The organism is Aureimonas sp. SA4125 (assembly GCF_019973775.1).
Lineage (GTDB): Bacteria > Pseudomonadota > Alphaproteobacteria > Rhizobiales > Rhizobiaceae > Plantimonas.
In genome coordinates this window covers 3502696-3521521 of record NZ_AP025032.1, presented here as the reverse complement: position 1 = coordinate 3521521, position 18826 = coordinate 3502696, and the positions used below count along the sequence as shown (strand labels likewise).

The 18826-nt window shown below is 67.0% G+C and carries 16 protein-coding genes; 7 read left to right on the top strand and 9 right to left on the bottom strand.

What is annotated here, in order from left to right:
- Positions 1-195: 195 nt before the first annotated feature.
- Both uvrB and Sa4125_RS16640 read right to left on the bottom strand, forming a co-directional pair.
- Positions 196-3210, bottom strand: a complete 3015-nt coding sequence (gene uvrB / locus Sa4125_RS16645; RefSeq protein ID WP_223999654.1) for an excinuclease ABC subunit UvrB — start codon at positions 3208-3210, stop codon at positions 196-198.
- Between the two features lie 85 nt (positions 3211-3295).
- Complete coding sequence (locus Sa4125_RS16640; protein WP_223999653.1) at positions 3296-4192, bottom strand: LysR substrate-binding domain-containing protein; 897 nt, start codon at positions 4190-4192, stop codon at positions 3296-3298.
- 93 nt (positions 4193-4285) lie between these two features.
- Here Sa4125_RS16640 and Sa4125_RS16635 point away from each other — a divergent pair, with 93 nt between their 5' ends.
- The 3 genes from Sa4125_RS16635 (at position 4286) to Sa4125_RS16625 (ending at position 7507) form a co-directional block, all read left to right on the top strand.
- Positions 4286-4507 (top strand): hypothetical protein, encoded by a 222-nt coding sequence (locus Sa4125_RS16635; RefSeq protein ID WP_223999652.1) that lies wholly within the window; start codon positions 4286-4288, stop codon positions 4505-4507.
- Between the two features lie 334 nt (positions 4508-4841).
- Positions 4842-5375 carry a DUF1097 domain-containing protein gene (locus Sa4125_RS16630; RefSeq protein WP_223999651.1) on the top strand — a complete coding sequence of 178 codons (534 nt, stop codon included), beginning with the start codon at positions 4842-4844 and terminating at the stop codon, positions 5373-5375.
- Positions 5376-6043: 668 nt separating this feature from the next.
- Positions 6044-7507 (top strand): extensin family protein, encoded by a 1464-nt coding sequence (locus Sa4125_RS16625; protein WP_223999650.1) that lies wholly within the window; start codon positions 6044-6046, stop codon positions 7505-7507.
- A 93-nt stretch (positions 7508-7600) separates the two neighbouring features.
- On the opposite strand, the gene Sa4125_RS16620 is transcribed toward Sa4125_RS16625, so the two are convergent.
- A complete protein-coding gene (locus Sa4125_RS16620) occupies positions 7601-8512 on the bottom strand; it encodes a LysR family transcriptional regulator (RefSeq protein WP_224007871.1) in 912 nt (303 codons plus the stop codon).
- 228 nt (positions 8513-8740) lie between these two features.
- Here Sa4125_RS16620 and bla point away from each other — a divergent pair, with 228 nt between their 5' ends.
- A complete protein-coding gene (gene bla / locus Sa4125_RS16615; RefSeq protein ID WP_223999647.1) occupies positions 8741-9628 on the top strand; it encodes a class A beta-lactamase in 888 nt (295 codons plus the stop codon).
- A gap of 30 nt (positions 9629-9658) precedes the next feature.
- Here bla and Sa4125_RS16610 read toward each other — a convergent pair whose 3' ends face one another.
- The 3 genes from Sa4125_RS16610 to Sa4125_RS16600 form a co-directional block, all read right to left on the bottom strand.
- Positions 9659-10042, bottom strand: coding sequence for an acyl-CoA thioesterase (locus Sa4125_RS16610; protein ID WP_223999646.1), 384 nt, complete (start codon positions 10040-10042; stop codon positions 9659-9661).
- 78 nt (positions 10043-10120) lie between these two features.
- A complete protein-coding gene (locus Sa4125_RS16605; RefSeq protein WP_223999637.1) occupies positions 10121-11020 on the bottom strand; it encodes a DMT family transporter in 900 nt (299 codons plus the stop codon).
- Between the two features lie 152 nt (positions 11021-11172).
- Positions 11173-11706, bottom strand: a complete 534-nt coding sequence (locus Sa4125_RS16600; protein ID WP_223999636.1) for a DUF1499 domain-containing protein — start codon at positions 11704-11706, stop codon at positions 11173-11175.
- Between the two features lie 501 nt (positions 11707-12207).
- Between Sa4125_RS16600 and Sa4125_RS16595 the strand changes: the two genes are divergently transcribed.
- Positions 12208-13413: a pyridoxal phosphate-dependent aminotransferase gene (locus tag Sa4125_RS16595; protein ID WP_223999635.1), complete on the top strand. Its 1206-nt coding sequence runs from the start codon at positions 12208-12210 to the stop codon at positions 13411-13413.
- 426 nt (positions 13414-13839) lie between these two features.
- The gene (locus Sa4125_RS16585; protein ID WP_345944289.1) at positions 13840-14364 is read left to right on the top strand and encodes a DUF3597 domain-containing protein; all 525 of its coding nucleotides are present in this window, start codon (positions 13840-13842) and stop codon (positions 14362-14364) included.
- A gap of 76 nt (positions 14365-14440) precedes the next feature.
- On the opposite strand, the gene Sa4125_RS16580 is transcribed toward Sa4125_RS16585, so the two are convergent.
- The gene (locus Sa4125_RS16580; protein WP_223999629.1) at positions 14441-15337 is read right to left on the bottom strand and encodes a LysR family transcriptional regulator; all 897 of its coding nucleotides are present in this window, start codon (positions 15335-15337) and stop codon (positions 14441-14443) included.
- Between the two features lie 283 nt (positions 15338-15620).
- The gene (gene trxB, locus Sa4125_RS16575; RefSeq protein WP_223999627.1) at positions 15621-16604 is read right to left on the bottom strand and encodes a thioredoxin-disulfide reductase; all 984 of its coding nucleotides are present in this window, start codon (positions 16602-16604) and stop codon (positions 15621-15623) included.
- A gap of 207 nt (positions 16605-16811) precedes the next feature.
- Here trxB and Sa4125_RS16570 point away from each other — a divergent pair, with 207 nt between their 5' ends.
- Positions 16812-17624 carry a glycosyltransferase family 25 protein gene (locus tag Sa4125_RS16570; protein ID WP_223999625.1) on the top strand — a complete coding sequence of 271 codons (813 nt, stop codon included), beginning with the start codon at positions 16812-16814 and terminating at the stop codon, positions 17622-17624.
- Here Sa4125_RS16570 and Sa4125_RS16565 read toward each other — a convergent pair.
- Positions 17564-18643 carry a glycosyltransferase family 4 protein gene (locus tag Sa4125_RS16565; RefSeq protein WP_223999624.1) on the bottom strand — a complete coding sequence of 360 codons (1080 nt, stop codon included), beginning with the start codon at positions 18641-18643 and terminating at the stop codon, positions 17564-17566. The two genes, Sa4125_RS16570 and Sa4125_RS16565, sit on opposite strands and share 61 nt — an antisense overlap.
- Between the last annotated feature and the right edge of the window lie 183 nt (positions 18644-18826).

Sequence of the window (18826 nt, the reverse complement as noted above, 5' to 3'; positions counted from 1 at the left end):
TCGGCGGAGGCTGCAAAGATAGCGGCAGCGTTCGTCGCTGCAGTCCAAGGCGCTGCCCAAACGGCAAGGTCGCATTCCAACGGTGACCTTGCAGCCGATATGAGGACATCCTTCGGCACCCAATAGTTCTCCGGAAGTGCCGCCCAATCCCGTTTGCCGCTCCCCCAATTTCTATGGATCAATGACGGCGGGGCCTCACCGCCCCGGCCGTCCCGTCTTCCCCGTTCTCCGTCCGCCCTTGCGCTTGGCATCGCCCGGATCCTCATACGAGCCGATGCCGATCTTCTCCCGCCGGATCGGGGCGGGGGAGTCGGGCGCTGTCTGCGAGGCGTGCACCGGCTTCTTCGGCAAGGGGCCTTTTGGCAGCGGCTTCTCGGTGCGGCCGACGGTCATCTCGTCGAGGCTGTTCTTGCGGAACAGGGGATCGCGCAAGGGGATGGCCGTGTCGGTGCCCGGTCCCATGTCGTCGATCCCCGGCTTCTGGAAGTAGGAGGGCTTTACCTCGGCCTCCTTCGCCTTGGCGGCCTTGATCAGCGACGGGCCGGTGCGCTCGAATGTGCCGACGGAGCCGGGCGCGAGCGCCGGGCCCTGCGGGCCCTTCAGCTTGCCGCCATGCTTGGTGCGCCCCGAGGACGGGCCTTCGAGTTCGAGATCGCGGGCAAGTGGGTCGTTGCCGATGGCGAGCTCCGTCGCCTGCAGCCGCTTGACCTCGTCGCGCAGGCGCGCGGCGGTCTCGAAGTCGAGATTGGCGGCGGCGTCGCGCATTTCCTTCTGCAGGTATTCGAGGTGGCTCTTGAGATTGTTGCCGACCATGGCGCCTTCGGCGACAAGGCCGCCGGTGGGCACGCGGACATGGTCCTTCTCGTAATAGCTGTCGAGAATGTCGGCGATGTGCGCCTTGACGCTCGCCGGCGTGATGCCGTGCTCGGTGTTGTAGGCCTCCTGCTTGTCGCGGCGCCGGTTGGTCTCGGCGATCGCCCGCTCCATCGAGCCGGTGGTGCGGTCGGCATAGAGGATCACCTTGCCGTCGACATTGCGCGCGGCGCGGCCGATGGTCTGGATCAGCGAGGTCTCCGAACGCAGGAAGCCTTCCTTGTCGGCGTCGAGAATGGCGACGAGGCCGCATTCCGGGATGTCGAGGCCCTCGCGCAGGAGGTTGATGCCGACGAGCACGTCGAAGGCGCCAAGGCGGAGGTCGCGGATGATCTCGATCCGCTCCAGCGTCTCGATGTCGGAATGCATGTAGCGCACGCGCACGCCGTGCTCATGCAGGTATTCGGTCAGATCCTCGGCCATGCGCTTGGTCAGCACCGTGACGAGGACGCGATAGCCCTTGGCGACGGTCTCGCGGATCTCGCCGAGGAGGTCGTCGACCTGGCTGCGCGCCGGGCGGATCTCGATCGGCGGATCGGTGAGGCCGGTCGGGCGGATCACCTGCTCGGCGAAGACGCCGCCGGCATCCTCCATCTCCCAGGCGCCCGGCGTCGCCGAGACGGCGACGGTCTGCGGCCGCATGGCGTTCCACTCCTCGAAGCGCAGCGGCCGGTTGTCCATGCAGGAGGGCAGGCGGAACCCGTATTCCGCCAGCGTCGCCTTGCGCCTGAAGTCGCCGCGGTACATGGCCCCGATCTGGGGGATGGTGACATGGCTCTCGTCGATGAAGACGAGGGCGTTGTCGGGCAGGTATTCGAACAGCGTCGGCGGCGGGTGGCCGGGCTGGCGGCCGGTAAGGTAGCGCGAATAGTTCTCGATGCCGGCGCAGGAGCCTGTCGCCTCGATCATCTCGACGTCGAAGGTGACGCGCTGCTCCAGCCGCTGCGCCTCGAGCAGACGGCCGGCGCGCTGCAGCTCCTCCAGCCGCTGCTTCAGCTCGATCTTGATCAGCTTCACTGCCTGCTGCAGCGTCGGCCTGGGGGTGACGTAGTGCGAGGAGGCGTAGATCTTGACGCTCTTCAGGTCGTCGGTCTTGGCGCCTGTGAGCGGGTCGAATTCCTGGATGGTCTCGATTTCGTCGCCGAACATCGAGATGCGCCAGGCCCGGTCCTCCAGATGCGCCGGAAAGATCTCGATCGTGTCGCCGCGCACCCGGAACGAGCCGCGGACGAAATCCATGTCGCGTCGCTTGTACTGCTGGGCGACGAGGTCGGCGAGCAGCTGGCGCTGGTCGAGCCGGTCGCCCACCGCCATCTGGAAGGTCATCGCCGTATAGGTCTCGACCGAGCCGATACCGTAGATGCAGGACACCGAGGCGACGATGATGACGTCGTCGCGCTCGAGCAGCGAGCGGGTGGCGGCGTGGCGCATCCGGTCGATCTGCTCGTTGATCGAGGATTCCTTCTCGATGAAGGTGTCCGAACGCGGCACATAGGCCTCGGGCTGGTAGTAGTCGTAATAGGAGACGAAATACTCCACCGCGTTGTCGGGGAAGAAGTTCTTGAACTCGCCGTAGAGCTGGGCGGCGAGCGTCTTGTTCGGCGCGAGGATCAGCGCCGGGCGCTGCGTCGCCTCGATCACCTTGGCGACGGTGAAGGTCTTGCCGGAACCGGTGACGCCGAGGAGGACCTGCGTCTGGTCGTGCTCCCTGATGCCGGAGACGAGGTCGGCGATCGCCGTCGGCTGGTCGCCGGCGGGCTCGAAGTCGGACTTGATCCGGAACGGCACGCCGCCTTCCGACTTCTCGGGCCGGGCCGGCCGGTGCGGCAGCCAGACCTCGCCGTTCTTGATCAGCGGGTTGCCCTCGGAGATCAGCCGCGACAGCGCCTCGACGGTGGCGGTAACGCCGCCCTCCGGCAGCGCGGCGGCATCCTCCAGGCTGATATCCATGCCGGCGACGGGATTGAGGCCCGCGGCGGCGCGGCGCTTGGGGTCGGTGGTGCCGCCCATCGAGGTGCCGCGGGACGAGCGGCCGGGTTTGGCCGCGCCGTCCGCCTTGCCGGGCTTTTCCGTCTTCGCGGCACGGGGTTTCCTGGCCGGTCTGTCCTCCTGCGGACGGATCTCGGCAGAGACGGTGCCGCTGTCGGCGGCGCGCTCGGATTCGACCTCCGCCTGGCGGGCGATCTCGTCGGCCCAGCCGGAGATGGGCCCGCCGAGCGGCGCCCCGTCGAATTCCGCCTGCGGCGCCTCGCCGAAGCCGGGGGCGAGACGCTCGGAGGCGTCGGAGAAGTCGAGGATCGGCGAGCGCCGCGGGGATTTCTGCTTGGGATCGGCCATGGCCCCAATATGGGGAAAGCCGGGGGATTCGAGAAGGGGTTGCCGGAATGTTCCGCACGCCGGCAACGGACCGGCGGAGCCGCGTTCAGCTTTCCGGGGCCGCGGCGATCTCGCGCAGGATCCAGTTGCGAAATGCCTGGATCTTCGGAACGGTCCGGCGGGCCGTGCGGTAGCAGAGCCAATAGTCGTGGCTGTCTTTGCAGACGAGATCAAAGGGCTGCACCAGATCCCCGGAAGCGAGTTCCGCGGCGAAGAAGATCGGGTTCAGCATGGCGACCCCCTGGCCGGCGAGGGCGACGCGTGCCTCCAGATCCTGGGCGCCGAGATCGCTGGCGATGCCGCTGTCCGCGTGCGGGCGGCTGACGCCCGCGGCCGCAAACCAGCTGTCCCACCAGCGATAGGCCGGGCTGATCAGTGGCAGGCGCAAGAGGTCGCCGGGTCCGGCGTCCCGGTCGAGCCGGGCGGCGAGGGCGGGGCTCATCATCGGCGTGAACTGGCCGGGGACGAGCAGATGGCAGGTAAGTCCCGGCCAGTCTCCCTTGCCGGCCCGGACGGCGATGTCGACGTCCTCGCGTGCGAGGTCGACGACGGCAACGCTGGTGTCGAGTCGGACGGCGAGGCCGGGATGCTCGACTTGGAAGCCGCCGATCCGTTCGACCAGCCAGGCCGAGGCAAAAGTCTGGAAGACGCTGAGCGACAGCACGCCCGAGGTCTGCCCCTTCGCGTCGGCAAAGGCCGCCGCCAGTTGGTCGAGGGCCTCGCCGGCGGCCTGTGCCAGGAGATGCCCGGCTCCTGTCAGCACCACATCGCGCGGCCGGCGGACGAACAGGGGCGCCCCGACGCGTTCCTCCAGGATCTTGATCTGATAGCTGACCGAGGCCTGCGTCATCCCGAGCTCGCTGGCAGCGCGGGTGAAATTGCCGTGCCGCGCCGCGGCTTCGAAAACCCTGACGGCCGCCAGCGGAGGGAGATTTCGAGACATTGAGCTGCCTTATGCATGGTGATCAAGGTTCGATTGGAACGGCGGGCCGAAACGGGCTTGGATCCTTCTGCCTCACGAGGCCGGAGCAAGACAATGACGACGATCGAAAACTGCAAGAATGCCACTCTCGCCGAGCGGGGTGGTACATCGACGATGCGAGCCTTGGCCCTCTGGGCCGGCCGGCTCGCGCAGTCGTACGGAGTGTTTCGTCTGCAGGATGGCCTGAGGACCCGTCCGCCTGGGATGAGCGCCATAGAGCTGCTCGATGGCCGTGATGTCCTGGGGGGTTCCAAATTGGGCGAGAAGGCGCGGTGAAACCGGCCAGCCGCGTCTTCCGATGACGGCGTCCGGGGAGCGCCTGCCTCCAACCGCCGGCGACAAGGGGCTGCCACTGTTCATGCAGATCCCCGTATATCTCCTTCTTACGCTGCGGAGTTTTTCGCCGATTTTGTGCAATGCAAAAGAATAGGTGAATGTGTCAAGCGCATATTACACCTTTGGTAAAGCATTTCTATCGCGGTTTATCTGTTGTTCCTGCCGAAATCAGTGTAGAGTTAGTGCAGCCTCGACTGGAAGAATTGCCCGCGGCGTGTCGCGGCGGGCAGGGCACCATTTTTCCGCCAACGGAGGCGTTAGGGAGGAAAATGACATGCCAATTCTGACAGCACTCGCCCTCAGCATCGGAATCCTCGGAGGCTTGGCCACATGGGCCTTCGTGGGCCCTGCCGCGGGGCTCGCATTGCAGATCTGGGCCGCCTTCGTCGCATGGGCGGCCTTCTATCACTCCGGCGGGACGAGCGCCGCCTTGAAGACCAATATCCCGGCACACCTTCTCGGCGCTTTCGTCGGCTGGCTGGCGCTGGTCGGCACCACCTCGCTGGCGAACGGTCTCGGTGTTCCCGTGGCGGCGGGACTTTGCGTCGGCATCGGCGCGGCGATCATGGTCCTGGCGGCCAATCTGCCGCTGTTCGCGTCCATTCCCTCGACCGTTTACGGCTTTGCCTGTGTCGCCGCCTATGCGCTGCTCGCCGGAAAGCTCGGAACGCTCTACGCCGTGACCCTCGTCGACAATCCGTTTCTCAATGTTGCGGTGTCGATGATCGTCGGCTCGTTGCTCGGCTATCTGTCGCAGGCCATCGGACTGGCTGTCGCGGCCAAGCCGCGGGCCTCTGCCGCAGCCTAAGGCGCGAGCCCGAACAAGCAACGGCCGCCCGTGCGGGCGGCTGTCGGCAGACTGGGGCCGTTCGCATCGCCACCCCGCCCGGTGCCCTTGCGACGGCGCTTTCCACCGGCAGCGCCGACGCCTGGACGTCGAGGGAAACTGCTGTCCGGGGCAAGAAAGCAACTGGGACGAGTTCTTCGCCGGCTCCCTGTCTTCGGCAGGAGGTAATGGCTTCGGCAGGGGATAATGGCTTCGGCAGGGGATAATGGCTTCGGCAGGAGATAATGGTCTTCGGCAAGGGGTGATGGCGACGCTCGGCTTGGCGCTTCGAGGGGCGCGGGCACGAGCGGCTGACTGCCGCCCTTGATTTCCGCGCCATGTTTCTGGCCGGGGGCCTTGGACGAGGCCTTGGACGGAGCGGCGCATGGCTGGACGTGTGCCTGACGGGACCACTGTCCGACACGACTGGTGACGGCAGGGTGGGCCGGAACGCGTGTCTGGCCGGCGGTTTCTTCCCCCTTGCCGAGCTCGTCGCACCGCGGAGGCGGGCGTTCCGCGCAGTCGCGGGACAGCAGGGCGCAAGACGATACCTTTACCCTGACGGGTGCCGATCTTCAGCAATCGCTTACCACCGCATGCCTATTCTGGGCTTCGTCCGCCTGCGTGTCGCGGACCATCAGAGGCCGACCATGGGTATGCTTAGTGTCGGATGGCGCCTCATTGCGCCCGCAGCCGTGTGTGTGGTGGCCGGCGCCATGTCGGCGGCCTGGGCGAATGACTGGCGCAACGAGCCGTTGCCCCCTGCCGACATCCCGTTCACGACGGGCGGCGTCGCGCCGCGGCTGATGTGGGGCGGTCCCGTTCCTGTCGAGCCGCGCCCCGGCGAGGTGCCGGTCTACGTGCCGAGCCCCTCCGTCGTCGATCACCAAAGGCCGGCACCGACCGGCTATGCCCCGGTCGAGGACCCGTACCAGCCGGCGTCGAGCCCGCCGACGCGACCGTATCCCGAAGCGATCGAGCCGACACTTCCGGATGCAGGTGGTACGGGGATGTCGAACGACGACGATGCGCCGATGCCGAGCGCGACCGAAGCCCCGGAGCCGCATGCCGGACACGAGGAGGCCATCGCGTCGAACCCGATCGAGAGCGCCGCACCGGCGCCCATGGAGGATGGCTCGGAGCGTCCTGCCCGCCAGCTCTACAGGCCCGTCGACGCCTCCGATCCGGAACCGATCGTGCCCGTCGATGGGCAACCCCATGGAGCGGACCTGCCGCCCGCAGCCGATCCGGAAGAGGCGATGTGGGTCGATACGCCGCCCGACGGTGCTGAACTGCCACCGCTGGCCGATCCGGTCGATATCGAGGCCGAGCCATCGACGCCCGACGCCGCACGCTTTGGCGCGGCGGGGGAGGTCGGTCCGGATCCGTGGGACGGGTTGAAGGTCGTGACGCCGGGCGCAGTTCCGCCGCCGCGCAGGGAGACGCGGCCGCGCACGACCTATGCCGCGCTTGAGCCGGCGGGACTGTCCCGCCGTCGCTCGGCCGAGGACGGCGACACGCCGATCGGCCGCGGAGCGTTGGAGGACGACACGCCGAGCGGCTACCAGGCGATGCCGCAGTCCGAGACGATGTGCCGGCGCGCCCTGCAGAAGCTCGGCGTCCGCTTCGTCGACGCGACGTCGGTGCGCTCCAGCCGCCGCTGCGGCATCGACTATCCCGTCAAGGTCTCGGGCATCTCGCCGGGTGTCGCCATGCGCCCTGCCGCGACGCTGAACTGCATGACGGCGCTGCGCGTGGCGCAGTGGATGAAGGAAGAGGTGACGCCGGCGGCGCGCTGGAAGCTGCTCCGCAAGCCGACGGCGCTGATCAACGCGTCGTCCTACCGCTGTTCGCGCATCGCCGGCTCCGGTTCGATCAGCGAGCATGCCACCGGCAGCGCCCTCGACGTGCATGGCTTCGCTTTCGCCGGCGGCAAGACGGTGGAGATCGAGAAGAAAGGCTTCTTCGAGTTCAGCGAGAAGGCCTTCCAGAAGAAGGTTCGCGAAAGCGCCTGCCGCTATTTCGGTACCGTGCTCGGCCCGGGCTACAACGAGGACCACGCCGACCATCTGCATCTCGACACGCGCAAAAGGCGTCGCTCGGTCTGCAAGTAGCCGGGTCCGGCTGCCGCCGGTTGCCCGAGCATGCCCGCCAGGACCGCGGCGCCGCGGGAAACCCTCGCCTTGCGGGCTTGCGCGTTGGGTGCCTCAATTGGCCGAGGTTTCAGCGCCCGCCTGCGAGAACTCCGATGTGACCTCCGCCATGAGCCAGTTCCGGAAGGCTGACATCGCTGGTGTCTCTTCGCGCGACTGGAGGCGGGTCAGCCAGTAGCTGCCCATGGATGTCGTGATGTCGAAAGGCTGGGCCAGCAGGCCCAGCGCGATCTGCCTTGCGAACATTTTCGGGGGGCAAAGAGCGAGGCCGGCACCCTGAAGGGCCGCCTCCATCATCGCCAGCGAGGAGTCGAATGTGAGCGTGCCGACGACGGGCACAGGCCCGGCGACGCCGGCGGCGGCAAGCCAGTTCGCCCACTCCTCGGCGCGATAGGATCGCAGCAGCGTCTGGCGCAGCACGTCCTCCGGCCGGTGCAGGGTTGCCCCGATGGATGGCTGGCAGAGGACCGACAGCGGCGCCTCGAACAGGGGCGTCGCGTCCGTGCCCTGCCAGGCGCCGTTGCCGAAGCGGATGGCATAGTCGAGACCTTCCGCGGCCAGGTCGACGCGATTGTTGTTGGTGGAAAGCCGCAAATCGACATGCGGATGCTGCGCGCGAAAGCCGCCAAGGCGGGGCAGCAACCAGCCGACGGCAATGGTGCCGACGGCGCCCAGCATCAAGACCTCGCTTCGATGACCGCCATCGAAGCGACCGAGGGCGCCGGCCATCCGGTCGAAGGCATCGCGGATCTCCGGCAGGACGGCCTCGCCCTCCGCGGTGATCATCAGCCCGCGCGGCAGGCGCTTGAACAGGACGGTGCCGAGCCTTTGCTCGAGCGCCTTCACCTGATGGCTGACGGCGGCCTGCGTGACACGAAGCTCGATCGCGGCGCGGGTGAAGCTGAGATGACGGGCGGAGGCCTCGAACGCTCTCAGCGCATTTAGCGGAAGGTAAGGTCGGACCATGATGCCCCAGCTCAATTTGTATCTCCCGCGAGATAACGTCGTTTGTGGGCCTCGTCCAATCCCTCTAAGTTCTCATGGCAGCGAGAAGAAGCAATTGAAAATGCTTCAGAAAATCGTCTCGCCTGTGTCATGTGGCGGGCCCTGGACGGGAGCGCACGCCTCGATCCAATAGAAATATTTGGCCCCTGCGGAAATCCGCCAGTCGGGCCTGTGCAGGAAGGCCGGACAATGCTGACACGACGCGAATTCTCCACGCTGATGGCGACCTCGCTGGCCGGGACGGCGCTTTGCGGACCCCCGCGTGCTTTGGCCGCCACGGGCGGCGACGGCGACATCGCCGCCATGCTCGCCGAGGCAGAGCGGTCTCTTCAGGCCCGGCTGGGAGTCTGTGCTCTCGACAGCCAGACCGGGAGGCGGTGGCAGCACCGGGCCGATGAGCGCTTTCCGATGTGCAGCACGTTCAAGGTCGTCGCCTGTGGCGCGCTGCTTGCCCGTGTCGATGCGGGCATGGAGGATCTCAGCCGGCGGATCCGCTTCCAGTCCGACGATCTCGTCTCTTATTCGCCCGTGACGAAGAACCATGTCGGCGGCGAGGGAATGACCCTCTCCGACATCTGTGCCGCCGCCCTGACACTCAGCGACAACACGGCTGGCAATCTGATCCTCGGCAGCATCGGCGGGCCGGCCGGCGTCACGGATTTCGCGCGCAGCCTTGGCGACGCCGGCACGCGGCTCGATCGCATCGAAACCGAACTGAACGAAGCAACGCCGGGCGACCCCCGCGACACGACGACGCCGGCCGGCATGGTGACAAGCCTGCATGCGCTTCTTGCCGGCGGGACCCTTTCCGCAGCGTCGCGGCAGCAACTGGCCGCCTGGATGGTGGCCAGCAAGACCGGCGATTCCAGGCTTCGCGCAGGAATGCCCAAGGAATGGCGCATCGGCGACAAGACCGGAACGGGCGACTACGGCACGGCGAACGATATTGCCGTCATCTGGCCGATCGGCCGGCAGCCCCTCTTCATCGCGGTCTACATCACGCAAACCGAAGCCGATCTTGACGAGCGCAACGCCACCATCGCCGCAATCGGAAGGGCGATCGCCGCCGCGCTGTGACGGCGCGGAAGGGGCATGCTCCCCGGGCTGCTACTCCGCCGGGATCGCCACGGGCTGCCCCGACCTGTCGAGGGCGACCATGACGAAGATCCCCTCGGTGACCTTCACCACCTCGCGGGTCAGGTGGCGCTGAGCCCAGGCTTCGATCAGGATGGTGATCGAGGTGCGGCCGACCTTCTGGATCGTCGAATAGACCGACAACGTGTCGCCGATCTTCACCGGCTTCTTGAAGACGAGCGCATTGACCGCGACGGTGGCAACGCGGCCGGCCGCGCGGTCGGCGCCGCGAAGGCCCGCAGCAAGGTCCATCTGCGCGATCACCCAGCCGCCGAAGACGTCGCCGGCGGCGTTGGCGTCGGCCGGCATGGCCGGCACGCGCATGGTCAGTTCGCCTGTCGGCACGTCATCGGGCATATCGGTTTTCTCCGAGGCTGGACGAGGCTTGAGTTACCAAATCCATGGCGGCTGGAAAAGTCGCGTGCCCCGCTGGCGTCAGGGTGCATCAGGCAGTGCCGAGCGACGCCCGCGAAGCAGCGGGACGAGTTCGACCGCCAGCATCGCCGCGAAGATGCAGGCGCAGCCGACGAAGCCGAGGGCCGGGATTCTCTCCCCGACGAAGATCGCGGCAAACAGCGCGGCAAACAGTGCTTCCGACGACAGGAAGATCGCCGCCTGCGGCGCCGTGGTATAGCGCTGGCCGATCGTCTGCAGCGAGAAGGCGAGCCCGATCGAGAAGACGCCGCCATAGACGAGTTCCACCCAGACATTGCCAAGGCTCGCCAGCGTCGTGGTCTCCAGCGTGAGCGCGCCCACGCCCGACAGCAGCGTGGCGACGCAGAACTGAACGAGCGAGAGCATCAGCGGCCGCCCGCTGCCCTGCACGAAGCGGGTGACGTAGACGACCTGCAGCGACCAGAAGACGGCCGAGCCGATCACCAGGAAATCGCCCGAGCGAAGGCTGCCGAGCGAGCCGCCGCCGACGAGGACGATGCCGGAAAACGCCAGGAGCGCGGCCGGCCAGACGATCCAGTGCGGCCGGCTGCCCATGAGGAGGACGCCGAAGAAGGGCGTGAAGACGACGTAGAGACCGGTGAGGAAGCCGGTATTCGTCACCGAGGTCGTGACGATGCCGATCTGCTGCAGGATCGCGGCGGCAAACAGCAGTACGCCGATGAAGGTGAAGCCTGGAAGGTCGCCACGGGCCATGGGCGTCTTCGCCTGGCGCGCCTCGTTCCAGGCGAAGGGCAGGACGGCCAGCGCAGCCAGCGCGAACTTCACCGCATTGAACGCCCAGGGCCCGACATGCGCCATGGCGCTCGACTGGGCGACGAAGCCCATGCCCCAGATCGCGCCAGCCAGAAGCAGCAGGAGATTGGCGCGGGAGCGGGTCATGGGATCATCCGACGGCGAGAACGGGGTCGGGCTTGCCTAGAGGCCGGAAAGCAGCACGGCAAGAGGTGACACTCGGCAGAGATCGAGCCATGGCCGTCTGCCGGCACTCCGCAGCCGTCTTCGGCGCGTCGCGCCGGGCCCGTCGCCGGTTTTCAGAGGGACGGAGCCGTCTCGCCGACCTTGGCGTCTTCGAGTTCGGCTGCCCACAGCGCCAAGCGCGCATGGTTCACGCCCCAGTCGTTTTCACCCACCAGCGAACGCCCGTAGATGACGAGCGCGCTGCCGCTTCCCCTGGGGGCGGCCAGTGACTCGATCGTATCGGGAAAGCGCAGCACAGGCGTTCTGGCGACATAGCGCCGATAGTCCGGCCGGGATCGATCGTCGACGCGAAGAAGGTTGCGACGATCGGCCAGGACGATCCTGTCGAGGCGCTGCATCAGGACGGCTGGAGGCTCACGGTAGTCGGGAAGGGCGATGTCGACGCGGGCCGAGCATGTCGCCGGGCTGCAGGCAAGGCTGTCTGTCGGCGTGCGCCGCCGCTCGGTGCCCAGATTGTCCACGCCGTCCTGATCGGCGGAGCCGGCATACCAGGTCCATACCTGTTCGGAACCGACAGCCAGAAACCAGACGCCGCCGAGGCCAAGCAGCCCACAGAGAGCAAGCACGATGCGGCGGGAGGTCGTCAAGCGCTTCGCCTCCGCTGTCCCGCGGCCTCATTCATCGACGCATGCTTCCGCAAAAAGTTCCGACCTGTGCCAACTGCCGCTTCGTGATAAGAAGATACCGGTCCTGCCCGGTCGGGCAAGGGGCGGGAACTCAGGGCATCGGCTGAAACGGCGAGGACCTCGATCAATGCGAGGCAGTGCCCGACGGTGGTTGACGCTGAACGACCAAGGCCGTGGTCTTCGGCGCAGCGCATGACGGCACAGAGAGAGCCGTCGGCAAGGGTCGACCGGGCGCCCCCGAGACAGCGCGAGCGTCCAATCTGCAGCTCCATCATGCCGAGCGCTGCATCCATTTCACGGAGACGCCATATTTCCCCCGGCGATATTGATGGACGCGGCGCCGAACCGCTTGCGCCCCCGCCCTGCCGATTATACGGTCCGCCGGTTTTTGCAGGCTGGATCCGGTCGGCAGAGGCCGCTCATCACCCGTTATTCGAACCCATGACAGCCGGAGCCCGTCCCATGGCATTCCTTGCCGCCGTTCTCGACCGCGTGAAGCCTTCCGCCACCATTGCCGTCTCGCAGAAGGCGCGGGAGCTCAAGGCGCAGGGGATGGATGTCATCGGCCTCGGCGCCGGCGAGCCCGACTTCGACACGCCCGACAACATCAAGGCGGCGGCGATCGACGCCATCAACCGCGGCGAGACGAAGTACACGCCGGTCTCGGGCATTCCGGAACTGCGCGAGGCGATCGCCAAGAAATTCAAGCGCGAGAACAACCTCGACTACACCGCCGCGCAGACGATCGTCGGCACCGGCGGCAAGCAGATCCTGTTCAACGCCTTCATGGCGACGCTGAACCCCGGCGACGAGGTGATCATCCCGGCGCCCTACTGGGTCAGCTATCCCGAGATGGTCGCGATCTGCGGCGGCACGCCGGTGTTCGTGACAGCGGGGATCGAGACGAACTTCAAGCTGACGCCCGAAGCGCTGGAAGCGGCGATCACGCCGAAGACGAAGTGGTTCCTGTTCAATTCGCCGTCGAACCCCTCGGGCGCCGCCTACAGCCGCGCCGAGTTGAAGGCGCTGACCGACGTTTTGATGCGCCACGACCATGTCTGGGTGCTGACCGACGACATGTACGAGCACCTCGTCTATGGCGACTTCGTCTTCTCGACGCCGGCCGAGGTGGAACCGGGTCTCTACGAGCGGACGCTGACGATGAACGGCGTCTCCAAGGCCTATGCCATGACCGGCTGGCGCATCGGCTATGCGGCCGGTCCCCTGCCGCTGATCAAGGCGATGGACATGATCCAGGGCCAGCAAACCTCGGGCGCCTGCTCGATCGCGCAATGGGCCGCCGTCGAGGCACTGAACGGCACGCAGGACTTCATCCCGGAGAACCGCAGGATCTTCGAGGCGCGCCGCGATCTCGTCGTGTCGATGCTGAACCAGGCGACCGGCCTCGAATGCCCTTCGCCGGAGGGGGCGTTCTATGTCTACCCCTCCTGTAAGGGGCTGATCGGCAAGAAGACGCCGGCCGGCAAGGTGATCGAGACGGATGTCGATTTCGTCACGGAACTGCTGGAGGCCGAAGGCGTCGCGGTCGTCCAGGGCTCGGCCTTTGGCTTGGGGCCGAATTTCCGCATCTCCTATGCGACGTCGGAGAAACTGCTGGAAGACGCCTGTTCGCGCATCCAGCGCTTTTGCGCCAGCCTGAAGAGCTGACCGACAGCCTGATCGGAGACACCGACAGAGAATCAGCGGCGGCCCTCGGGTCGCCGTTTTTCGTTCTGCCCGACCGTTGTTTCAACGCCGTCGACAGCGAAAAAAAACGCCGGGCCCATGAGAGCCCGGCGAAAAAAATCCTTGGGAGGAAACAGCCGGTACGAAACGATGGGAGGAGGTGTCGTCCCGCGATCCGGCTGTAGTGAGAGTACTCCGCGACAGCGCGCGCACCATTGCCAATTTCGCATGGCTGCCCTGCAACTATTGCATAGTTCTTAGGCAGAAGGACCTCGTGCTTCAGGGCGTGCAGCGCGGATGCCGGCGCAAAGCCGCTGGGGGCGCATTCAGTCCTAAAAATTCCGGAACAAAAGTATTTCAGTGGCGTTTGTCGACTGAAATTTAATATTCACTTTAGGAATTACTGCAATGAGCATCTTCGACAAGATAAAGTCAGCCTTGTTCGGCACGCGCGCCGAGGCGGCGACCCGTCCGGCAGCTGTCCCCCCGACGGCGGCGCAGCCGACGGCGACGGTGGCGAGCTCCGCCGCGCCTGCACCGACGGCTGCGCCCATGCAGCAGCCTTCACTGACACCTGCGCAGGGCGGACCGGCGGCTTCGGCGCCCCATTCTGCCCAGGTCGCGCCTACCGCGCAGGCGGCCGCTCCGGTCTCGCCCCCCGCCGCGACCGGCGCCCCCGTCGATGTCGCCGCGGTCATGGACGCTGCCGTGAGCAAGCACGGAACGGACCTCAACTGGCGCAAGTCGATCGTCGACATGATGAAGGCGCTCGATCTCGACAGCAGCCTCGAAGCGCGTAAGGAGCTCGCCGACGAGTTCGCCTATACGGGCGACAAGAGCGACAGCGCCACCATGAACGTCTGGCTGCACAAGGAGTTGATGCGCAAGCTCGCCGAAAACGGCGGCCGCGTGCCGGCCGAACTGACGGACTGATCCGCAAGCCGCGATCGCTCCTTTCGATCCTGCAGAGGCTGGGCGTTCGCGCTCGGCCTTTTCGCGTCGGAAGGGCTCAGTACGACCAGGTCCGCGCCTTGGAGATCAGGAAGTCGCGAAAGACCTTCAGCTTGGCCGAATTGCGCAGCTGCTCGGGGTAGCAGAGATAGGTGTCGAAGGTCGGCATCTCCATTTCCGGCAGGACCTGCACGAGCTTGGAATTCTTGTCGATCATGTAGTCCGGCAGCAGGCCAAGGCCGATGCCGCGCTCGATCGCGGCCTTGATCGACATCAGATTGTTGATCTGCAGGATCGTCGGCCGCGTCTGGCCATCGGCCAGGCCGACCGTCTCCAGCGTGTTGAGGTTGCGCAGGTAGGGCGGAGCCGGCTCGCCGAAGGTGATGATCCGGTGCTGGTCGAGGTCCTGGATGGTTTCCGGCGTGCCGAAGCGCTGGAGGTAGCTCGGCGCGGCATAGACGTGAAGATGCACGGTGAACAGTCGGCGCTGGATCAGGTCCGGCTGCTGCGGCTGGCGCAGGCGGATCGCCGCATCTGCCTTGCGCATGGTGAGGTCGATTTCCTCATTGTCGAGGACGAGCTGCAGTTCGAGGTCGGGATAGAGCTCGAGAAACTCCTTGGCGCGCTCCGTCAGCCAGCCGGAGCCAAGGCCCACCGTGGTAGTGACGCGCAGCTTGCCCGTCGGCTTCTCGCGCGTCTCGGTCAGCTGCATGCGCACCATTTCGAGGCGCTTCAGGACGTCGCTGGCGGTCTGGAAGAGGAGTTCGCCCTGCTCCGACAGGACGAGGCCGCGAGCATGCCGGTGGAACAGCGGTGCACCGATCTCCTGCTCGAGCGAGGCGACCTGGCGCGAGATCGCGGACTGGCTGAGGTTGAGGACGTCGGCGGCATGGGTGAACGAGCCGGCCTCGGCCGCGGCGTGAAAGATCCGCAGCTTGTCCCAGTCGAGCGCCATGCCTAATCCCCTGCCTGCCGTTTTCCCAAACCGTGACCAACCCGATACGACCGGCGCTGCCAGATTCCGTTGCCCGCCCGACGCTCAGGGGAGTGTCCGTCCCGAGTTGCGCTCTGCTTCGCCAGCCCGACGATCTGCCCGGCTGCCGAGCGATTGGCGCCCCTGCGCCACGTTCCCGCATCAGTGTTGCACAGATCGGTGTGTCTACGTAAACCGCATCGTCGGCAATCGACGCTTGCGTCAACAGTTCTCGCACGCCCGCAGCGTCCGTTGGCAGCCGATCCTATTCGGCTGCCTGACGGACCTCCTCGGCCTCGACGGTCGCCAACCATTTTTCGGCCTCGAGCGCGGCCATGCAGCCAAGCCCCGCGGCCGTCACCGCCTGACGGTAGACGTCGTCGGCGACGTCGCCGGCAGCGAACACGCCGGGAATCGAGGTCTGCGTCGTCCCGGGCTCGACCCAGAGATAGCCCGACGGCTTCTGGCGCAGCTTGCCTTCAAAGAGCTGGACGGCCGGCGCGTGGCCGATGGCGACGAAGACGCCGTCGGTCGCATGCTCGCTCGTCTCGCCGGTGACGCGGTCGCGCAGGCGAATGCCGGTGACCGACTTCATCGGCTTGGAGGGTCCGAGGATTTCCTCGACCTCCGCGTTCCAGATCACCCGGACATTCTCCTTGGCCGCGAGGCGCTCGCGCAGGATGCGCTCGGCGCGGAAGGCGTCACGGCGGTGCACGACCGTCACCGATTTGGCGATGTGTGCGAGGTACAGCGCCTCTTCGACCGCGGTGTTGCCGCCGCCGACGACGACCACGTCCTTGCCACGATAGAAGAAGCCGTCGCAGGTGGCGCAGGCCGAGACCCCAAAGCCTTGAAAATGCTGCTCGGACTCGAGGCCCAGCCATTTCGCCTGGGCGCCGGTGGCGACGATCAGCGCATCGCAGCTGTAGACCGTGCCGCTGTCGCCGCGGAGCCGGAACGGTCGCGACGAGAGGTCGGCCTCGACGATGAGGTCGCTGGCGAATTCGGTGCCGACGTGCAGCGCCTGCGCCTTCATCTGCTCCATCAACCAGGGTCCCTGGATGGGATCGGCAAAGCCCGGAAAATTCTCGACGTCGGTCGTGATGGTGAGCTGTCCGCCCTCCTGCAGGCCGGCGACCAGAAGCGGCTTCAGCATCGCCCGCGCCGCGTAGATCGCGGCGGTATAACCGGCGGGGCCGGAGCCGATGATCAGCACGGGGGCATGGCGAACGTTCTGGGATTCGGTCATCGGAGAGCTCGCTCGTGGCGGACGGAGGCGGGTTGCCGGCACTCTGCAGGTGGCGGCGCGGCGTCGAATTTTCAAGGCGAAGTGGCGTCCTGCATACCGGACCGACGGCAGGCTGACAACACGGTGCGAGGCCGTGCCGCCGGCCGTCCCGGGCATTGCGGGAAGACGGCTGGCCTCGGCTCCGGCTTCGCCGTAAGAGGGGCGATGATGGCGATTTGCTACATCAATCTCGACCGCGCGACGCTCCGGCGGCAGCAGATGGAAGCCGAGGCCGGGCGGCTCGGCCTCGCCTTCGAGCGATTTGCGGCGGTCTCGGTCGATGCCGTCAGCGATGCCGAGGCGGGCGGGTTCGGCCGAAGCTGGGAGCGGCCGCTGTCCAAGGCGGAGCTGGCCTGCTTTCTTTCGCATCAGGCGCTGTGGCGCCGCGTCGCCGAGACCGGGCGGCCGATGTTGATCCTCGAGGATGACGTGCGGCTGTCGCCGCGGCTGGCCGGCCTGTGTTCGTCGCCGACGATCGAGGCGGCAACCGACATGGATCTCCTGAACCTCGAGGATTTTGGCCGGCGCCGCTTCGTCGCGCGCGTCCTCCAGCCGCTGGTCGGCGACCTGGAGCGGCTGCGCGTCTCCCGCGACAAGGCGGGAGCGGCAGCCTATGTGCTGTGGCCGGATGGCGCGCGAAAGCTGCTGGCCAAGGCCGAACGCGAGGGTGCCGCCCCGGCCGACGCCTTCATCCACTCCTCGCGCGGGCTCGTCGCCTGGCAATGCCAGCCGGCGCTCGCGATCCAGGCGGAGGTCCTGGCGCGCCGCGACCCGTCGCATGGCGACGTGCCGCCGACGTCGATCCAGGTGCCGCGCCGGCGCCTCAGTCCGGTGCCGCGCCACTGGCATTTCTTCGCCCGGCGCGCCATGACCCAGGTCCGGCTGCTGCCGCATCATCTCACCCGGCTCGGCGGCATGGACTATCGCGAGGTGCGAGTCGATCCGTCGGACTTTCCGCCCGTGTCCCAGAGCCGCTCGTAGACGGCGCCGATCTCGGCGGCCTCGCGCGCCAAGGGAAAATGTCGGCGCACATGGTCGAGCGCGGCCGTGCCCGCCGCCTGCCGGCCCGCGTCGTCGCCGAGATAGGGCTCGATCGCGGCGGCCAGCGCCGAAACGTCGTCGACCGGCACGACCTTTCCCGTGACGCCCTCGACGATCATTTCGGCAAAGGCGCCGGCATCGCTGGCCACGACGGGCCGGCCGGAGGCCATGGCTTCCAGCGGGGTCAGGCCGAACCCCTCGTTGCGGGGCGGGGCGACATAGAGGTCGAAGCGGCGGAACCAGGCGGCGATGTCGTCGACCTCGCCGAGAAAGAGGATCCGGTCGGAAAGGCCCGCCGCCGCGATCCTCTCGCGCAAGTCCCGCTCGAAGGGCGCATGTTCGCCGGTGGTGCGGCCGGTGATCACGGCGCTCCACGCGGGACGGTGCGGCAGAAGATCGATCATCGCGGCGACGAAGAGGTCGGTGCCCTTCTGGTGCCGGATGCGGCCGGAGCAGCCCACGATCTTCTGGCCCGCCAGCGCCTGCATGGCCGGGGAGGGCGTGCTGGTGCGCTCGGGCGAGAAGGCGTCGAGGTCGATGCCATGCAGGATGACGGTCGCCGGCACTTCGAGAAAGGCGGCGCTGCGCCGGCTGGTGGCGATGACGGCATCCATGCGGCGAATGAGAAAGCGCGTCCAGGCGGTGTGCCGGCGCTGCGCGGCGGAGGTGAAGACGAGCTTCAGCCGCATGCGCAGGACATCCCGAAGGACCAGTCCGGCCAGCATTTCGGTGTTGCGGCGGGCGTGCCAGATGCGGAAGGGGCGCCGTGCGGGTCTGGTCCACAGGCCGAGGATTTGGCGCCAGCGCAGTTTCGGCAGGTGACCGGGAAGGCCGGGACCGAGCGCGGCGATGCCAAGCGTCCCGGCCTGCAGGGGCACGAGCTGGATGATCGTCGAGGTGACGCCGGAGAGGCGGCGCTTGAAATTTGGCGCGATCACCTCGACGTCGCGGACAGGCATGGCGGTCTTTCGCGGGGTGATGGGCATCGGTTCGGTCAAGGGGACCCGAAAGAAGGGCACCCATCTCCGCTTTCGCCCCGGGCCGGCGAACCACGCGATGCGACACGGCCGCAACGCGTGGCCCGCCGGCCCAAGACAGGCTCATTATAAGGGGCCATGGAGACGGCGCGGCCTCTCACAGGC